This is a genomic window from Ciceribacter ferrooxidans (assembly GCF_004137355.1).
In the GTDB taxonomy this organism is placed as follows: domain Bacteria; phylum Pseudomonadota; class Alphaproteobacteria; order Rhizobiales; family Rhizobiaceae; genus Allorhizobium; species Allorhizobium ferrooxidans.
Window position 1 is genome coordinate 1 of the sequence record NZ_SDVB01000042.1, and the last position, 15,439, is coordinate 15,439.

The following is a 15,439-nucleotide window of genomic DNA, read 5'->3' on the forward strand; positions in this document are numbered from 1 at the left end:
CGGCGCCGGTCCCGCCTCGCCGGACTTCGCATGGTCCGGTGTATCCGATGGCGGAACGGGGTTGATTCTACGACAGGTCGGAAGGGGGTGAATGAAAAATGGTATCGGTGATTGATTTTGTTGAGGAATTTGGCAATGAGACCCCGCAGTGGGGCCGCTCACCCCCCTCTGTCCTGCCGGACATCTCCCCCACAAGGGGGGAGATCGGCCTGCTGCCGGCGCTGCGGCCATTCCTCTCCCCTTGAGGGAGAGGAAGCGATTTCGGCAGCTTAGGCCGAAGGCGTAAGTGCCAGAAATCGCAGGTGAGGGGGATGTCAAACAGGTGAAACCTACTCCCTCACTTGGAATTTCTAACACTTAGCTGAAGTAGGGCCTTGCACAGCCTTCGCGCGGCGTCGCGCTCAGGCCTTCGTTCGCTCAAATCGATCCACCGGATCGATTTCCGGCCTTCGGCCAACGCTCCGAAGTCTCCCCCGCCGAGGGGGAGAAAAAGCCCTCATCCGCCTGCCGACACCTTCTCCCCGCAGGCGGGGAGAAGCGACAAGCGACACTGCCGCGGCCGCTCCCTCGCCCGCAGGGAGGGTGGGGAGGTGGGCATACGGTGGGCTCCGTCACCACAGCAGGCCGAGGCCGGCGACGGTGATCACCAACGTGGCCGCGACCAGGGAGAGAAGGACGGCAAGCGCGATGTGGCGGTTGCGCAGCGACCGTGGCACCGCCTCCTCGTCGCCGCGCATCGCCGTGTCGAAATCCTCCGACCGGTCGACGGGCCGGCCGGCCCGTTCGCCGGCGCGCGCCAGACCTGCCTCCTCGGCGGTCAGGGGCGTGCCGGCAGCTTCGCCATCGGTCTCCAGCGGGGCTGCCGCCGGATCGAAACCGCGTCGCTTGTCTCCGGTCAGCCCCTGCTGGATGTCACCGCGGACCTGGGCGGCGGTGTCGCCCTCCTGACGGCGTCGGGGATCGGTCATCGTCTCCTCCGTGTCTCGCGGCCCGGCGGTCAGTGGCTCGCCTGGAGGTCGGCCTCGGCCCGGGCGAGGAAGGTCTTCACCGTCCGGCCGGTATTGGCGGCGAGCCAGTTCGCCATCGCCTCTTCCTGCTGCAGGATGGTTTCGAACACGGCCTTCGACTCGAGGTCGCCGACCGCCTCGGCCGCGGCGATCAGCACGCGATAGCTCTCGATCTCCATATGCTCGAAGGTGTAGCCCGCAAGGGTCCCCTTCACCACCTCGTCGCTTGCGAAGATGCCGCTCATCCCCTGCATGGTGGCAGTGAATTTGCCGGCGACATCCTTCAGCATCGACGGATCGTCGTCGAGACGGTCGAGAACCCGTTCGAGCGCCTGCGACTGGCCGCGGGTCTCTTCGATGTGGTGCTCGATGCGGGTGCGCAGTTCCGGATAGTTGTCGAGCCGCTTGGCCTGCGAGGTGAGCATGGTGATCGCCTGCTGCTCCATGGCGTGGGCGTCCCGAATCCAGCCGATATAGTTGTCGCGCAGTTCGCTCATGGCGTCTCTTCTCCGTGTTTTATTTCGATTGTCGAGAAAGGGAGAACCTCGGGAGGCCTCAAGGGTTCCCTGCATGCTCGCCGATATGCCGCAGGTCATCGACAAAGGATCGCCGCGCCGCCGCGACATCGGCATGGCCGCGGACGCGCAGACGGCGGTCGCGCCGAGAGCGACCACCCGTCGAGGGCGCAGGGAACCATTTGGCCTTGGCCCCGGTTTGGCACATGAGCGCCGTATCCGTCGGAGAGAGCGTCATGGCGGCCGCAAGTCGCCTTGCCTCCCGCGGATGACGGCGTCGTCTTCACTCACGAAAGGAGCATTGCCATGAAAGTATCCGACATCATGTCGCGCGACGTCCAGGTCGCCAGCCCGCACCAGAGCATCGCCGAGATCGCCAAAATCATGGCCGACCGGGAGATCGGCTTCATGCCCGTCGGCGAGGATGACCGGCTGATCGGGACCGTCACCGACCGTGACCTCGTCACCCGTGCACTCGCCGATGGCCTCGGCACCGACGCGAAGGTGCGCGAGGTGATGACGCGTGACGTCAAATACTGCTTCGAGGACGAGGATCTCGCCGAGGTGACGCGCAACATGGGCAAGATCAAGGTCCGCCGCCTGCCGGTGGTGAACCGTGACAAGCGGCTGACCGGCGTCGTCTCGATCGGCGATGCCGCGCTCGGAGATGCGCAGGCCGCCGGTTCGGGCCTCAGCAAGGTCGCTCGTCCGGGCGGCGCCCACGCGCACTAGAAGCGATGCATGCACCATGAGCCGGCGCGGGCCGCGTTCCGCGTCGGCTGCCGGGTCGGGCGCTCGCGCCTGCAGGCAAAACACGCATGGAGGAATATGCATCGCCGAAGTCCTCGACCGCATCTACCACAACGCCTGAGGCGCCAGTTCACGGCATCGAGTTGGCAAGCTCGGCGGATTCTCCAAGCTCCATCTGCAGCCGCTGACGGGCACGGAAGAGGCGGCTTTTCACCGTTCCGACCGCGCAACCGCAGATGACGGCCGCATCCTCGTAGCGCTCGCCGAGCATCACGACCAGGACGATGATCTCGCGATGGTGTTGCGGCAGGCGCGAAAGGGCGCGCTTGACGTCGGAAAGACGCAAGGTGCCTTCCTGGTCGGCGGCGATCTGGGGCATCTGCGAGACGCAGTCCTCTATTCCGACCGGCTCGCGATCGGCCGTGCGCCTCCGGGTGAGAAAGGTATTGCGCATGATGGTGAAGAGCCAGGACTTGAGGCGGGTGCCGCGTTCGAACTTGTCGAGGTTGGCGAGCGCCTTCATCAACGTCTCCTGCACCAGGTCGTCGGCATCGTCCGGTTTTCGGCAGAGAGACCTGGCGAAGGCGCGCAGGGCCGGTATAAGGTCGACGAGCTCGTGATGCGCAACGGTTCCTTGCGGATACGTGGTCACGACCGGTAATCCTCTTGGTTGGCAGCAGTGCGGGTGTTCCCGGTCAACGCGACAGGCCGGTCCTGGTTCCCGAGACTTCTACGTCAAGTTGCCTGCGCTCGTCCGCGGCGAATGCGTTGAAAAGGATCGCGCCGGGGCATATTCTGCCCGCGAGGAGAGCAAATTCTCCTCGCCATGTTCCATCGTGCGTTTCGACCTTGCGAGCGGCGCGCGGCAATCTCCGGGGACCAGGCTTGAGCGAAACCGAAGACCGAAATAGCCGCAGGACGGCCGGCAAGGGCGTCGACGCGAAGCTGCGACAGCTTCTGGCCGAGATCGAAAGCTGCCCCGTTCCGCCGCGCATCGAGGCACTCGCGAAAGAGCTTCAGGCGGCCCTCGACCTGCGGGCCGAGAAGAAGTAGGCCCGGCCCTCAACCGCCGAAGCGCGGTTCGGGAAACACCAGGCGGTCGTCGATCGGCAGCAGGCGGCCTTTGAGATCGAGGCTGCGAAGGACGGGCGGCGTGTCGCTCTTGCGCTCCGAGCGCAGCTTCTTTGCCGCGGCGAGCGCCAGGTGATAGCTCGGATAGGCCGGCGAGCGCAGGCCGCGCCCGATGAAGCACCAGCCGTTCGAATGCGGTATGATGTCCAAGAATTCCCGTTCCATTTTCCTCTTCTCCCTTCGTCTTTCCTAACGTCACCCATGCCGGCCGGCAGCGAGGCAGACGGCGTAGGGTGCAAGCTCGAGCGCGCCGGTTCGTGCCGTCGTCGCATCCTTCGGCCAGCGGTGGACGATCCGTCCCTCAACGGCCGGCACTTCTGATAGTGAACGGGTGAGGTTGGCGCGCAGTTCCAGTTTTCCTTCCGCGAATCCCCAGTCGACGGCGATGAGGCCGTCCCTCTGCTCGACGATCCTGCCGCCCATGGCCGTCGCACCGGCGGTGAGCGGCCAGACGAACCGCCGACGCGCCTCGATCAGGTCGCCGACGAAAGCGCGATAGGCCCGGCCTTGCTCCGTCTCCGCGGCCGCCCAGTCCAGCTTCGAGGCCTCGAACGTCTTGCGGTCGTTCGGGTCCGGCAGTCCCTCGATGTCGGTCGAATGGTGCGAGTCGTGGCCGAAATTGCGCGCTTCCCTGAGCCTGCCCTGGTAATCGGCCTCGCGGACCTCCTCCGGGTGATCGCAGAAGAAGACGAAGGGCCGTTCGCAGGCGAATTCCTCGCCCATGAAGATGAGCGGGATCTGCGGAGAGAGCAGGAGGACCGCCATCAGGGCGTCGGCGAGCTGCGGATTGGTGAGGGATCGCAGCCGCTCCCCGAAGGCGCGGTTGCCGATCTGGTCGTGGTTCTGCAGGAAGTTGACGAAGGCGCCCGGCGGCAGATGGCTGCTCGGCTCCCCGACCGGCTTGCCGTCAAGCGTGGGGCGTGGCTCTCCCTGATAGACGAAGCCCTCCGCCAGAGCGCGCTGGACGAGCCGGAAAGGATTGGCCGAAAAGTCGAGATAATAGCCAGCCGTCTCTCCGGTCGCGATCACGTGGGCCACGTGATGGAAATCGTCGTTCCACTTGGCGACGAAGGGCCTCGTCCCGTCCGGCTGCACCTCCATCGGTCCGGTGACGTTGCGGGCATCCTCTATGATGAGGTGGACCCGGCGGCCGGGAAATGCCGCGGCGACACGGGCTCCGAGTTCCGTCAGCAGTGCCGGCCTGCCGGGTTTGTCGACGAAGTGGTCGACGGCGTCGAGGCGCAGGCCGTCGATGAAGTATTCCTCGAGCCAGTAGAGTGCGTTCTTGACGACGAAATCACGGGCAGGCTGCTTGCCGAAGTCGGGCGCCGGCCCCCAAGGGGTCTCCCGCTCCGGATCGAAGAAGTCGGGCGCGTAATGCGTGAGATAATTCCCATAGATGCCGAAGTGATTATAGACGACGTCGAGCACCACCATCATCCCGAGGCCGTGGGCCGCGTCGATGAAGTGTTTCATGTCGTCCGAACTGCCATAGGCGACGTGGGGCGCGTATTGCAGCACGCCGTCATAGCCCCAGCCGCGCTCGCCGTGGAAGGCGGCGACCGGCATCAGCTCGAGCGCCGTGATACCGAGTTCGGCAAGTTCGTGCAGCCTCTCGGCAGCGGCCCGGAAGGTTCCTTCGGGGGTGAACGTTCCGACGTGAAGCTCATAGAACACCGCTTCGTGCCATGGCCGGCCGCGCCAGCCGGTATTCCTCCAGGTATAGGCGGTGGGATCGACGACGAGCGACGGGCTCTCGGTTCCCGAGACCTGGGCCCTGGACGCCGGGTCCGGCACAGCCCTTCCGTCCGGCAGCACGAAGGAATAGGGGGTGCCGGGGTGCACGTCCTGCGCGACATGCTCGAACCAGCCGCCGTCGTGAGGCGCCATCTCGCGGTCACCACGCCCTTCGATCCGCAGGCGCATGTGGGAACATGCCGGCGCCCAGATGCGAAAGCAGACCTCGCCCTGCGAGAGGATCTCCGCGCCCCAGCTCTTTCGGAAAAAGCGCCTCTCGCCAGGAAAGACATTTGCCTTCACCTGCCGCGACGTGTGGTGCCGCCCCTCCATGTTTCGCCCCTTCGTGTCCTCGTGCGCCAGTAACCGCGCATGGCACGAAAAGGTTCCACCTCAGCGTGCCAGCCGGCGGGCGGAACGGCGGCTCGGCCCCGGCTCGGACGTTCGCACGTCCGTCGCCTGTTCGATGGTCGTTCCCGTCAGTCGTTCGTAGAGCCTCGCATACTCCCTGGCGCTGCGGTCCCAGGAAAAGCGGGCCTTCATCGCCTGACCGCGCAGCCGTGCCCAATGATTGCCGTCTCTGTAGGCGTGGAGTGCGCGATTGAGAGCGTGGCGAAGCGCATCCACGGTCACGGGATGGAACTGGAAGCCCGTTGCGACACGCGCCGAGAGTGCCGCGACATTGGCATCGATGACCGTTTCGGAAAGCCCGCCTGTGCGGGAGACGATCGGAACGGAGCCGTAGCGCAGCGCATAGAGCTGCGTCAGTCCGCACGGCTCGAAGCGCGACGGCTGGATAATCGCGTCCGCACTGCCGTGAATGAGATGTGCCAGGTGCTCCTCGTACCCGATATAGACCGACATCCGGCCTGGATGGGCACGCGCGAGCGACTCCAGTTGCTGTTCGATCGACCGGTCGCCGCGGCCGCAGATCACGAGCTTTCCTCCTTTCGAAAGGAAGTCGTGTACCGCCGCGGCGAGCAGGTCCATGCCCTTCTGCCATGTGAGGCGGCTCACGACACCGAACAAGGGGCCGGGATCGGTGTCGAGCCCGAGGCGCTGCAGCAGGATCTTCTTGTTCTTCTCCTTCTGCCGCGGATTGGTTGCTCCGTAGTTGTAGGGAAGGTGGGGATCGGTCGTCGGGTCCCACACCTCCTCGTCGACGCCGTTGACGATGCCGACGAGATCGTCACGGCGGGTGCGCAGGACGCCGTCCATGCCCATGCCGAAGCGCGGGGTCAGGATTTCGCGGGCATAGGTCGGGCTGACGGTGGTGATCGCATCGGCGTGGAGGAGGCCGCCCTTCAGGTAGCTGATGCCACCGTAATACTCCATGACCTCGGTGCGGTAGTGGGAAGCCGGCAGATCGAGAAAGGGCAGGAGGCTCGCGTCGAACTGCCCCTGGAATGCGAGGTTGTGGACGGTCAGCACTGTCGGGATGCCGCAATCGCGCTGCCGCATGTAGACGGGGGTCAGCGCTGCCTGCCAGTCGTGGACATGGACGACGTCCGGCTTCCAGCCGGGCAGTGCGCCGCGGGCGATTTCCGCACCCGCGAGCGACAGCACCGCGAACCGCTTCCAGTTGTCGCCGAAGTCCTGTCCGTTTTCGTCGCTGTAGGGGCCGCCGGCGCGGTGGAACAGGGAAGGCGCATCGAGGACGATGATCTCGCCGGCGCCGGTCCTCGCCTTCTTCAGCGTCACTGGTTCGCTGAGAAGGTTCATCTCGGCGATCGGGACCAGCACGCCTGCGAGCCGCTCCAGCACTGTGCCGTAGCCGGGAAGGAGCGTGGTGGTGGAGACCCCGAGATTTGAAAGCGCCTTCGGCAGCGCGCCGGTCACATCCGCGAGCCCCCCGGTTTTCGCAAAGGGAAAGAACTCCGAGGTTACTGCCAGAACCTTCATTGCGGGTTCCCGTGCCTTCTCCGGTTCGTGTCGGACAAAGATCGATGACTATCGACCATCCTGATGCTGTGCGTTGGGGATGCCCCGGACGTCCGCCGGGAGAATGAATTTCGTGCCCCTGATGGCTGGAATAATGTGGGCGTGTGACAAAAGTTCCAGCGCCGGGCCCCGCATCCGCAATGTTTGTCTCCATAAAGCCAAAGCCCCGTCGCCTGGTGGCGACGGGGCCCTGGGAGGATTGTGCCGAGCGTTGCGTATCCGCTCCGGCAGTCTCACAACACGGGGATCACACGGATGTTTCCTCCATATCCGAAACTTTTTCGCTCGGATCGGCGCGCAACGTGTCTGTGCGTGGGTGCGGCGTGCCTCGGAACGGTCCTACTGCTCAACGGCGTGCGGAGGATAATTGCCCTGATCCGTCCTGGTCGTGTTGCCTTCCTCGCCGAGGAAGAGCCAGGCCAGAAGCAGGATCGCGAGGGCGGCGACGAGAAGGCCGACGACCGTGCGCGTGCGTTTGGTTCCTGATGTCATCTCCGTTTCCTGCGCTGTCGCCTCAATGACGGCTCCGCAGACGCCGCGGACCCGGCGGGCCTCTAACCATTCCGGCGAGGGCTTGTTCCTTCACGCGGATGTGATCGTGACCGATGCCGTTTGCCGGCCGGGATTTGCGGGAGGTTGCGAGTCCGGGGCCGGCGATCCGGCGGCCTGCGGCGGTGCCCGAGGGACGCTCGGCGTGTGGCTCCGCGTTGCCGGTGACGCTGGAGGCGTTGTGGAGGATGCATGGAAGGGATAGATCGGCGAACGTTACATCCAAGTATATCCGGTAATATTTTGCTTTTCGGCGGCCGGCTGTAGGCCAATCGAAACACAGAGCCCCGCCTTTTCACGTTTTTGTCCCGATGTGAGGCAGTAAATTCTTCGCTTCCGGCGCACCGGAAACCAACGGCAACGTTCCCGTGGCTGCCCTCCTGATCCATATTCCCCTAAAAATTCAGGGAACATTACTGAGCGAACCCGGCGAGGCGTCGCCATTCTGCTTTCGCGCCGCCAAGCGGAAAATAGCCCTTTTTAGGTTATTCCGGGCCACTTTTCGCCGAAAGAGGTATAAGTCGCCCCCGCTCATTTGGGGGTTTTTGGGAATATGCTGTATCCGTTGAAATCGGTCGGTGCTCCAGATGCAGTATTCGGCTCACCCATGAGGGTTAGCTCCATCGAATATATAACCCAATATAGTCGTTTTCTTTACGGACAATTCATATTATTGTCTGTTGCTAATATAAGAGGGCTGAGGGGGCTGCCTGCGCGCCCAACGGCCTCAGAGTACCGAGTAGCTGTGTAAAAAGGGAGCAGACCATGCAGATGATGGAGACAAGAGCGGCGCATTCCGCGCATATCCCAAAGGGTGAGCTTCGTCCACAAACGATACTCATGATCGCCAAGAAAGACCTTCTGTCCGAATGTCTGGCCGAAGTTCTTTCGAAGAAGTTTCCGACCTATGACGTGGTTATTCATGAGCGCGACGAGGCGGTCACGAAGGATGTCGAGAGCTGTGCGACGCTCGTCCTTCTCTATCGTCTTCCCTTCGAAGACATAACGGCAGTCTTGCAGCGGCTGAAGATCAAGAATTCCGATACGTCCGTCGGGATCGTGGTGGAATCGATCAGCAAACTCGAATGCCAGCTTGCGACACTTGCGGAGTCCCGCGAGATTGCGGGGGTTCTTCCTGCCAATCTGCGCCTGGACGTGTTCGTCGCGGCTGTCGAGCTGCTGGTGAAGGGAGGAGAGCATTTTCCCTCGGCGCTGCTGCATCTGCTGAGCAGCGAACCCCCGTCTCCGGCCGATGCCGCGCTCGACGGCCCGCTCGTCGCCACCGCCCGGCCGGCCCAGGGGGCGACCGCGACAGGCGATACCTCTGCCCTGACCACCCGCGAGGTGCAGATCCTCGATCTTATCTGCGATGGCAGGCAGAACAAGATCATCGCAGACCGTCTCGGCCTGTCAGAGAACACGGTGAAGGTCCATATCCGGAACATCTACAAGAAGATGAAGGTCCGGAACCGCACCGAGGCAGCATCCCATTTCTTCGGTACCGGCCGTTCCGCGGCCACAGCACGACAGAACTAGTCGGAAAATCAGTTTCCTATCGCGTAAAGCAACGAGACTTCTGTCCGAAACCGCTCGCCGAACAAATATAGGGAGCGGAGCCGAGATAGCTCGTCATGCGGACTTTCGCCGGAGCAGGCTTTCTCGGTGCTTCGGCCGTCCGCCCCAGGGGAACGGTTTCACTATAGCCGTAGCTTGCCTTTGCCACCGGGGTTACGCCGGGGGTTACCCCGCGCTGTGCCAGGGGCGCGCGCGGGGCGTCGTCATCCGCCACGAAGGCGCAGGACGTCGGCAAAGTCACGCTTGCGAGTACCGTGGCGATGAGCCCTGTGGAGCGACCGTGGCGCTTCAGGTTGGTCCAAAAATTCGTCGTCACCTCATTCCTCCGACGCTGATGATGTCCCTTTCGAACTAATCATCCCATCCAAAAGTTACCAAATATGGCTACATTAGGGAGTGCTGTGGATAACCCCCCGCGTTGCCGGGGGTGCGGGGATTAAAAGGATTAGTGAATAGGCATAGCCCTTAAGTAATACTCGTAATCAATTCGTACTTTATGCTTAAAAAAGATTGACGATCTATTAAAACCAGTGCGTAATTGTTATGAAACGAGAGGTGGGGAAAAGAATTTTGTGTGAGCAAATAGGGGCTCATCTCGCGAAATTCCCCCATATCCCTTTCTTTTCCAAAATGTTGTTTTGGCGCTGCGCTCTTATCGAGAGCGCAGACGGAGGGAGTGTGTGCAATGCGCAAGTTGTTTCCGAGTATTTCCCCGTCGCTCGATATGGCCTCTAGAGCCGTTCCGCGCGTCGTCCTGGTCAACGGTGGGGCCGGCTTTCTGGGCTCCCACCTCTGCGAAAGGTTGCTCGCCGCCGGCGACACCGTGATCTGTGCCGACAATTTCCTGACCGGACGCCGCGAGAATGTCGCGCACCTGACGGGTGACAGCCGCTTCCGTGTCGTCGAGCAGGACGTGCGCAATCCTTATGATTTCGAGGTCTCGCTGATCTTCAATTTCGCCTCGCCTGCTTCCCCGCCGGACTACCAGCGCGATCCCGTCGGGACGCTGCTCACCAGCGTGATCGGCGCGGTCAACGCCCTTGATCTCGCACGCCGCACCGGCGCGACCGTCGTGCAGTCGTCGACCTCCGAGGTCTATGGCGATCCGCTCCAGCATCCGCAACGGGAGAGCTATCTCGGCAACGTCAACCCGATCGGCCCGCGCGGCTGCTATGACGAGGGCAAGCGCTGCGCCGAGACACTGTTCTTCGACTACCATCGCAAATACGGCGTCGATATCCGCGTCGGCCGCATCTTCAACACCTATGGCCCGCGCATGCGCCTCGACGACGGTCGGGTGGTCTCGAACTTCATCGTCCAGGCACTGCAGAACAAGGACATGACCGTCTACGGCGACGGACAGCAGACGCGTTCGCTCTGCTATGTCGACGATCTCGTCGAAGCCTTCATGCGGTTTGCCCGCGCCGACGGCCACACAACCGGCCCGATCAACCTCGGCAATCCCGCGGAGATCCCGGTCATCCACCTGGCCGAACTGGTGCGTGAACTCACCGGGTCGCGGTCGCGGATCGTGCACCTGCCGGCCGTCGTCGACGATCCCAAACAGCGCCGCCCCGACATCAGCCGCGCGGCGGAGGAACTCGGCTGGGCCCCGCGCGTGCCTCTGACGGCCGGGCTTGCCAAGACCATCCGCTATTTCGACGCGCTGCTCTCGCGCAGCGAAGCGGATGCTCGGAGAAAGATGGAGACCGTCTGACATGTCGCGGAATGTTCTCGTCACCGGCGGTGCCGGCTTCATCGGCAGCCACATCAGCAAGGCGCTCTTCCGGGCCGCCTACCAGCCCGTGGTCTATGACAACCTCTCCACCGGCCATGCCGATGCGGTCCGGTGGGGCCCTCTGGTGCTCGGCGACGTCGCCGACGCCAGAACGCTCCGCCGGGCGATCGAGGAATTCGCGCCGGCCTGCATCGTCCATTGCGCCGCCAACGCCTATGTCGGCGAGTCCGTCGAGAACCCGCGCAAATACTACGCCAACAATGTCGGAGGCGGTCTCACCCTGCTGGAGACCGCCCTCGACATGGGACTGACCAATATCGTCTTTTCGAGCAGCTGCGCGACCTATGGCGTGCCCGAGCGCCTGCCGATCGACGAGGAAAGCCCGCAGGTGCCGATCAATCCCTACGGCCGCACCAAGCTCATCTTCGAAATGATGCTTGAGGATTTCGCCGCCGCGCACGGCCTCCGCTTCGTCGCGCTGCGCTACTTCAATGCCGCCGGCGCCGATCCGGACGGCGAGCTCTGCGAGCGTCACGAGCCGGAAACCCACATCATCCCGCGGGCGCTGCTTGCGGCGGTCGGGCGTCTCCCGCATTTCGAGGTCTTCGGGCGCGATTACCCGACCGCGGACGGCACCTGCGTGCGCGACTTCATCCATGTGAGCGACCTCGCCGAGGCCCATGTCGCGGCGGTGGACCATCTTCTCTTCGGCGGTGAGACGCTGCGTCTCAACCTCGGCTCCGGCCGCGGCACTTCCGTCGGCGAGATCATCGAGGCGATCGGCCGCATCACCGGCCGCAACGTGCCCGTCGAATATGGACCGCGCCGCCCCGGCGACCCGCCGATCCTCTTTGCCGGAACCGGCCGGGCGAGCGAACGCCTGGGCTTCCGGCCGCAACTTTCCGACATCGACACAATCATACGGACCGCCTGTCCGACCTTCGGCCTGGAGGCACGGATATGAACGGGAGCCTGACGAGAGCCAAGACAGAGGTGCTGACCGGGCCAGCGACGCTGGAGCCGATCTTCACCGGCCGGCGCCGGTTCGGCTACTGGCTGGGCATTCTCGCCTGGCTTACCGCGCTCGGATATTTCTGGGAGTGGTGGCTCGATCCCGCCCATGTGATCGGTATCGGTTCCTGGCTCATCCTCACGCTGGTCGTCGCCTGGGTGACGCTGTTGCCGGCCTATTTCATCTTCATCTTTCTCGGCGCCCGACGGGTGAGCCGGACGGCACCTTTGCCGCAGGGGCGGGTGGCGATGGTCGCCACCAAGGCTCCCTCGGAACCCTTCGATGTCGTCCAGAAGACCTTGCTTGCCATGCTGGCGCAGGAGGGCCTCTCCTTCGACGTATGGCTCGCCGACGAGGATCCCGACGACGAGACCCGACGCTGGTGCATCGAGCACGGCATCCGCATCTCGACCCGCAAGGGCGTCGAGGCCTATCACCGCAGCGAATGGCCGCGTCGCACGCGCTGCAAGGAGGGAAACCTCGCCTATTTCTACGATCAGTACGGCTATGACGCCTACGATTTCGTCGCCCAGTTCGACGCCGATCACGTGCCCGACCCCACCTACCTGCGGGAGGTGATCCGCCCCTTCGCCGATCCGAGGGTTGGCTATGTCTCGGCTCCCAGCATCTGCGATGCCAATGCCGCGCAAAGCTGGGCGGCGCGCGGACGCCTCTATGCCGAGGCGAGCCTGCACGGCTCGCTGCAGGCCGGTTACAACAACGGCTGGGCGCCGCTCTGCATAGGCTCGCACTATGCCGTGCGCACGGCGGCGCTGAAGGAGATCGGCGGCCTCGGCCCGGAACTCGCCGAAGACCATTCGACCACCCTGATGATGAATGCCGCCGGCTGGCGCGGCGTGCATGCGCTTGACGCGATCGCCCACGGCGACGGGCCGGCGACCTTCGCGGACCTCGCCGTCCAGGAATTCCAGTGGTCGCGGAGCCTCGTCACCATCCTGCTGCAATATTCCCGTCCGCTCGTCCGGCGCCTGCCGTTGCGGCTCAAGTTCCAGTTCTTGTTCTCGCAGCTCTGGTATCCGCTCTTTTCCGGCATGATGGCGCTGATGTTCCTGCTTCCACTCGCCGCTCTCGTCGACGGCCGCGTCTTTGTCAACGTCACCTATCCGGACTTCCTCCTGCATTTCGCGCCGCTGTCACTGGTGCTGATCGTGCTCGCCTTCTTCTGGAGACGGACCGAGACCTACCGTCCGCACGACGCAAAACTGTTCGGCTGGGAGGGGATCGCCTTCATCCTCCTGCGCTGGCCGTGGTCGCTCGCGGGCGTGATCGCCGCCGTCCGCGACGCGATTGCCAGGAGCTTCGTCGATTTCCGCATCACACCGAAGGGAAAGCAGGAGCGCGCCCAGCTGCCGGTGCGGGTGCTTGCGCCTTACGCCTTGCTGGCGGTGGTCTCGGCGGCGGCGATCGCACTCGCGCCGCAGGAGAATTCGGCCGCGGGCTTCTATGTCTTCGTCGGGATCAACGTCGCGCTCTACGCGCTGCTCGGGCTGACGGTCGTGGTGCGCCATGCAATCGAGAACGGGCTTGAAGCCATCCCCGTTTCCCGCGGGCTCGCCGTGACACTCGCCAGCACCGTGTTCGCCGTCTTCGTCGGCGGTGCGGAACTCGGCCGGCACGGCGTCGGCTCGATCGAGGCGCTTGCCGCCGGACAGGACGTCGTCAGCTTCACGGAAACCCGTTTCACCGTCGCCGGGGCCGGCTTCGGCGGCAAGACAACCGTAACGCGCCTGCGCATCCGCTGGCACGGCTTCGAGCCCGTGCGCGCTGCCGGCGTCGAGAAATCCGATGTGTAGCACCGGGCAATGCCGCTCCGTGTGTCGTGTTCAAAGGAGGGTGCAAATGAAAGGACTCATCAAAACCGCAACGGTCACGTGCCTGTTGCTCGGCCTCGTCTCGCCTTCCGCCGTATCGGCGGGCGAGCGTGCATCGAAGATGAAGGTCGAGCCGGTGACCGCGCGCGAGCTCACGCAGATCTATGGCGACAAGACCTGGATCTGGAACACCGGCGGTGGCCGCTTCAACGGCAGGCAAAACGGTTTCGTCGCCTGGACGAACGAGAAGAACAAGCCGTCTTTCGGCGAGGGCCGCTGGGCCGTCGACAACAACGGCAAGCTCTGCATCTTCGCCAAGTGGACCGCCGCCGATGGTGCAGGACGCGCCGCCACCTGCTTCGGCCATGCCAAGGTCGGCGACACCGTCTACCAACGACGTCACCCGTTCGGCCACTGGTACGTCTTCCGCCATGCCAAGCCGCGCGCGAGCGACGAGTTCCGCAAGCTCGTCGATGCAGACACGGTCGGTCCGAGGGCCGCCCGGCTGAAGAAGACTCTCGTCGCGACGAAATGAACGAGAAAGGACAACACGATGAAAACGCTGAAACAGAAAGCACTTGCAGCAACCGCCATGGTGCTGCTGCTGGTCGGCGCATCCGTTCCGATGAGCCAGGCGCAGAATGCCGGCGGGATGGCGGGTAACGCCGTACAGTCCATCATGGACAAGCGGCCGGTCGTTCATCCCGGCGGACTGACCTTCGGTGCCTATGATCCCCACGGCGACTTTTCCGAACAGAAGGACCTCGGCATAGAGGGTCTCTTCCTGCCCTGGGAAGACGTCGATCTCGAATCGCTGAAGGCGGCCGACGGCTATGCGCTGGCGAGAGGCCGCACGCTGCTGATCACCATCGAACCGTGGTCGTGGGACGTCGACTGGCGGCTCACCTCAAATCAGCTGCGGATGAAGGTGCTGAACGGCGACTACGACGTCAACATGCGCACCATCGCCGCGATCATCGGTCAGATGAAGAGCCCGGTGATCGTCCGCTGGGGACAGGAGATGGAGGACACCTCCGGTCGCTTCTCCTGGGCCGGATGGGACCCGCAGTCCTATCTCACCGCCTATCACCGGATGATGGACATCGTCCGGAAGGAGGCGCCGCAGGCGAAGCTCATGTGGTCGCCGAAGGGCCTGCCCAATCTCAAGAACTACTATCCCGGTGACGACTACGCCGACTACATCGGGCTGTCGGTCTTCGGGCTGGAGGGGTACGACGAGCGTGCCTACGGAGGTCCACGCACGGTTCCGGAAAGCGTGAAGCAGGGCTACGACCTGGTCCAGGGCTACGGCAAACCGGTATGGATCGCCGAGTTCGGCTACGAGGGCGGGGACAGCTATCTGCAATCATGGATGCAGGACGCGACGGTCAAGCGTGCGGAATACCCGAGGCTCGAGGCTGTCGTCTACTTCAACGACAAGGAAGTCCATCCCTGGCCGTATGACCTCGGACGTCCGAACTGGCGCGTCGTGCGCGAGCCGACCGTCAACTAGGCGTCGAACGAACTGGCCTCGGCTCGCCAAGCATCCGGGGCCAGCGGAAGCCGGCGGCTCTTCCCACCTTCGACGCCGGCTTTCTTCCGGCGACCGGAGGCGGTCTCACGTCTCGGGTGAACGCCCCGTCTCCCGAACG

At 63.9% G+C, this 15,439-nt stretch carries 16 protein-coding genes; 8 read left to right on the top strand and 8 right to left on the bottom strand.

Features of this window, described 5'->3' with window-relative positions:
- Positions 1-611 precede the first annotated feature (611 nt).
- Positions 612-968 carry a hypothetical protein gene (locus tag EUU22_RS00775; protein ID WP_129330218.1) on the bottom strand — a complete coding sequence of 119 codons (357 nt, stop codon included), beginning with the start codon at positions 966-968 and terminating at the stop codon, positions 612-614.
- Positions 969-997: 29 nt separating this feature from the next.
- Positions 998-1,504 carry a ferritin-like domain-containing protein gene (locus EUU22_RS00780; protein ID WP_129330219.1) on the bottom strand — a complete coding sequence of 169 codons (507 nt, stop codon included), beginning with the start codon at positions 1,502-1,504 and terminating at the stop codon, positions 998-1,000.
- Between the two features lie 324 nt (positions 1,505-1,828).
- On the opposite strand from EUU22_RS00780, the gene EUU22_RS00785 reads away from it, so the two are divergent.
- Entirely contained in the window at positions 1,829-2,254 is a 426-nt protein-coding gene (locus EUU22_RS00785; RefSeq protein ID WP_129330220.1) for a CBS domain-containing protein, read from the top strand.
- A 148-nt stretch (positions 2,255-2,402) separates the two neighbouring features.
- On the opposite strand, the gene EUU22_RS00790 is transcribed toward EUU22_RS00785, so the two are convergent.
- Positions 2,403-2,924 (bottom strand): sigma-70 family RNA polymerase sigma factor, encoded by a 522-nt coding sequence (locus EUU22_RS00790; RefSeq protein WP_129330221.1) that lies wholly within the window; start codon positions 2,922-2,924, stop codon positions 2,403-2,405.
- A gap of 233 nt (positions 2,925-3,157) precedes the next feature.
- On the opposite strand from EUU22_RS00790, the gene EUU22_RS25090 reads away from it, so the two are divergent.
- Positions 3,158-3,325: a hypothetical protein gene (locus EUU22_RS25090; RefSeq protein ID WP_165351021.1), complete on the top strand. Its 168-nt coding sequence runs from the start codon at positions 3,158-3,160 to the stop codon at positions 3,323-3,325.
- Between the two features lie 9 nt (positions 3,326-3,334).
- Here EUU22_RS25090 and EUU22_RS00795 read toward each other — a convergent pair whose 3' ends face one another.
- The 4 genes from EUU22_RS00795 to EUU22_RS25095 all read right to left on the bottom strand — a co-directional run bounded on the left by EUU22_RS00795 (position 3,335) and on the right by EUU22_RS25095 (position 7,573).
- Entirely contained in the window at positions 3,335-3,568 is a 234-nt protein-coding gene (locus EUU22_RS00795) for a hypothetical protein (RefSeq protein WP_129330222.1), read from the bottom strand.
- A gap of 30 nt (positions 3,569-3,598) precedes the next feature.
- A complete protein-coding gene (gene treZ, locus EUU22_RS00800) occupies positions 3,599-5,473 on the bottom strand; it encodes a malto-oligosyltrehalose trehalohydrolase (RefSeq protein ID WP_129330223.1) in 1,875 nt (624 codons plus the stop codon).
- 60 nt (positions 5,474-5,533) lie between these two features.
- A complete protein-coding gene (gene glgA / locus EUU22_RS00805; protein WP_129330224.1) occupies positions 5,534-7,042 on the bottom strand; it encodes a glycogen synthase GlgA in 1,509 nt (502 codons plus the stop codon).
- A gap of 378 nt (positions 7,043-7,420) precedes the next feature.
- A complete protein-coding gene (locus tag EUU22_RS25095) occupies positions 7,421-7,573 on the bottom strand; it encodes a hypothetical protein (RefSeq protein ID WP_165351022.1) in 153 nt (50 codons plus the stop codon).
- A gap of 822 nt (positions 7,574-8,395) precedes the next feature.
- Here EUU22_RS25095 and EUU22_RS00810 point away from each other — a divergent pair.
- Complete coding sequence (locus EUU22_RS00810; RefSeq protein WP_439329106.1) at positions 8,396-9,166, top strand: helix-turn-helix transcriptional regulator; 771 nt, start codon at positions 8,396-8,398, stop codon at positions 9,164-9,166.
- Positions 9,167-9,182: 16 nt separating this feature from the next.
- Here EUU22_RS00810 and EUU22_RS00815 read toward each other — a convergent pair whose 3' ends face one another.
- On the bottom strand, positions 9,183-9,521 hold the full coding sequence (locus tag EUU22_RS00815) for a hypothetical protein (RefSeq protein ID WP_129330226.1): 339 nt from the start codon (positions 9,519-9,521) through the stop codon (positions 9,183-9,185).
- Positions 9,522-9,929: 408 nt separating this feature from the next.
- On the opposite strand from EUU22_RS00815, the gene EUU22_RS00820 reads away from it, so the two are divergent.
- Genes EUU22_RS00820 through EUU22_RS00840 form a run of 5 tightly spaced genes read left to right on the top strand, consistent with a single transcriptional unit; the run spans position 9,930 to position 15,300 of the window.
- Positions 9,930-10,922: a UDP-glucuronic acid decarboxylase family protein gene (locus EUU22_RS00820; protein ID WP_245484872.1), complete on the top strand. Its 993-nt coding sequence runs from the start codon at positions 9,930-9,932 to the stop codon at positions 10,920-10,922.
- A gap of 1 nt (position 10,923) precedes the next feature.
- The gene (gene galE, locus EUU22_RS00825; RefSeq protein WP_129330228.1) at positions 10,924-11,907 is read left to right on the top strand and encodes a UDP-glucose 4-epimerase GalE; all 984 of its coding nucleotides are present in this window, start codon (positions 10,924-10,926) and stop codon (positions 11,905-11,907) included.
- Positions 11,904-13,769 carry a glycosyltransferase family 2 protein gene (locus EUU22_RS00830; protein ID WP_129330229.1) on the top strand — a complete coding sequence of 622 codons (1,866 nt, stop codon included), beginning with the start codon at positions 11,904-11,906 and terminating at the stop codon, positions 13,767-13,769. The genes galE and EUU22_RS00830 overlap by 4 nt, the downstream gene beginning before the upstream one ends.
- A 46-nt stretch (positions 13,770-13,815) precedes the next feature.
- Positions 13,816-14,322, top strand: a complete 507-nt coding sequence (locus EUU22_RS00835; RefSeq protein ID WP_129330230.1) for a DUF995 domain-containing protein — start codon at positions 13,816-13,818, stop codon at positions 14,320-14,322.
- 18 nt (positions 14,323-14,340) lie between these two features.
- Complete coding sequence (locus EUU22_RS00840) at positions 14,341-15,300, top strand: glycoside hydrolase family 26 protein (protein WP_129330231.1); 960 nt, start codon at positions 14,341-14,343, stop codon at positions 15,298-15,300.
- Positions 15,301-15,439 lie beyond the last annotated feature (139 nt).

Coding starts and splice junctions, on each gene's coding strand:
- EUU22_RS00775 (WP_129330218.1), bottom strand. CDS start 968: ATGACCGATCCCCGACGCCGTCAGGAGGGCGACACCGCCGCCCAGGTC.
- EUU22_RS00780 (WP_129330219.1), bottom strand. CDS start 1,504: ATGAGCGAACTGCGCGACAACTATATCGGCTGGATTCGGGACGCCCAC.
- EUU22_RS00785 (WP_129330220.1), top strand. CDS start 1,829: ATGAAAGTATCCGACATCATGTCGCGCGACGTCCAGGTCGCCAGCCCG.
- EUU22_RS00795 (WP_129330222.1), bottom strand. CDS start 3,568: ATGGAACGGGAATTCTTGGACATCATACCGCATTCGAACGGCTGGTGC.
- treZ (WP_129330223.1), bottom strand. CDS start 5,473: ATGGAGGGGCGGCACCACACGTCGCGGCAGGTGAAGGCAAATGTCTTT.
- glgA (WP_129330224.1), bottom strand. CDS start 7,042: ATGAAGGTTCTGGCAGTAACCTCGGAGTTCTTTCCCTTTGCGAAAACC.
- EUU22_RS25095 (WP_165351022.1), bottom strand. CDS start 7,573: ATGACATCAGGAACCAAACGCACGCGCACGGTCGTCGGCCTTCTCGTC.
- EUU22_RS00810 (WP_439329106.1), top strand. CDS start 8,396: ATGCAGATGATGGAGACAAGAGCGGCGCATTCCGCGCATATCCCAAAG.
- EUU22_RS00820 (WP_245484872.1), top strand. CDS start 9,930: ATGGCCTCTAGAGCCGTTCCGCGCGTCGTCCTGGTCAACGGTGGGGCC.
- galE (WP_129330228.1), top strand. CDS start 10,924: ATGTCGCGGAATGTTCTCGTCACCGGCGGTGCCGGCTTCATCGGCAGC.
- EUU22_RS00830 (WP_129330229.1), top strand. CDS start 11,904: ATGAACGGGAGCCTGACGAGAGCCAAGACAGAGGTGCTGACCGGGCCA.
- EUU22_RS00835 (WP_129330230.1), top strand. CDS start 13,816: ATGAAAGGACTCATCAAAACCGCAACGGTCACGTGCCTGTTGCTCGGC.
- EUU22_RS00840 (WP_129330231.1), top strand. CDS start 14,341: ATGAAAACGCTGAAACAGAAAGCACTTGCAGCAACCGCCATGGTGCTG.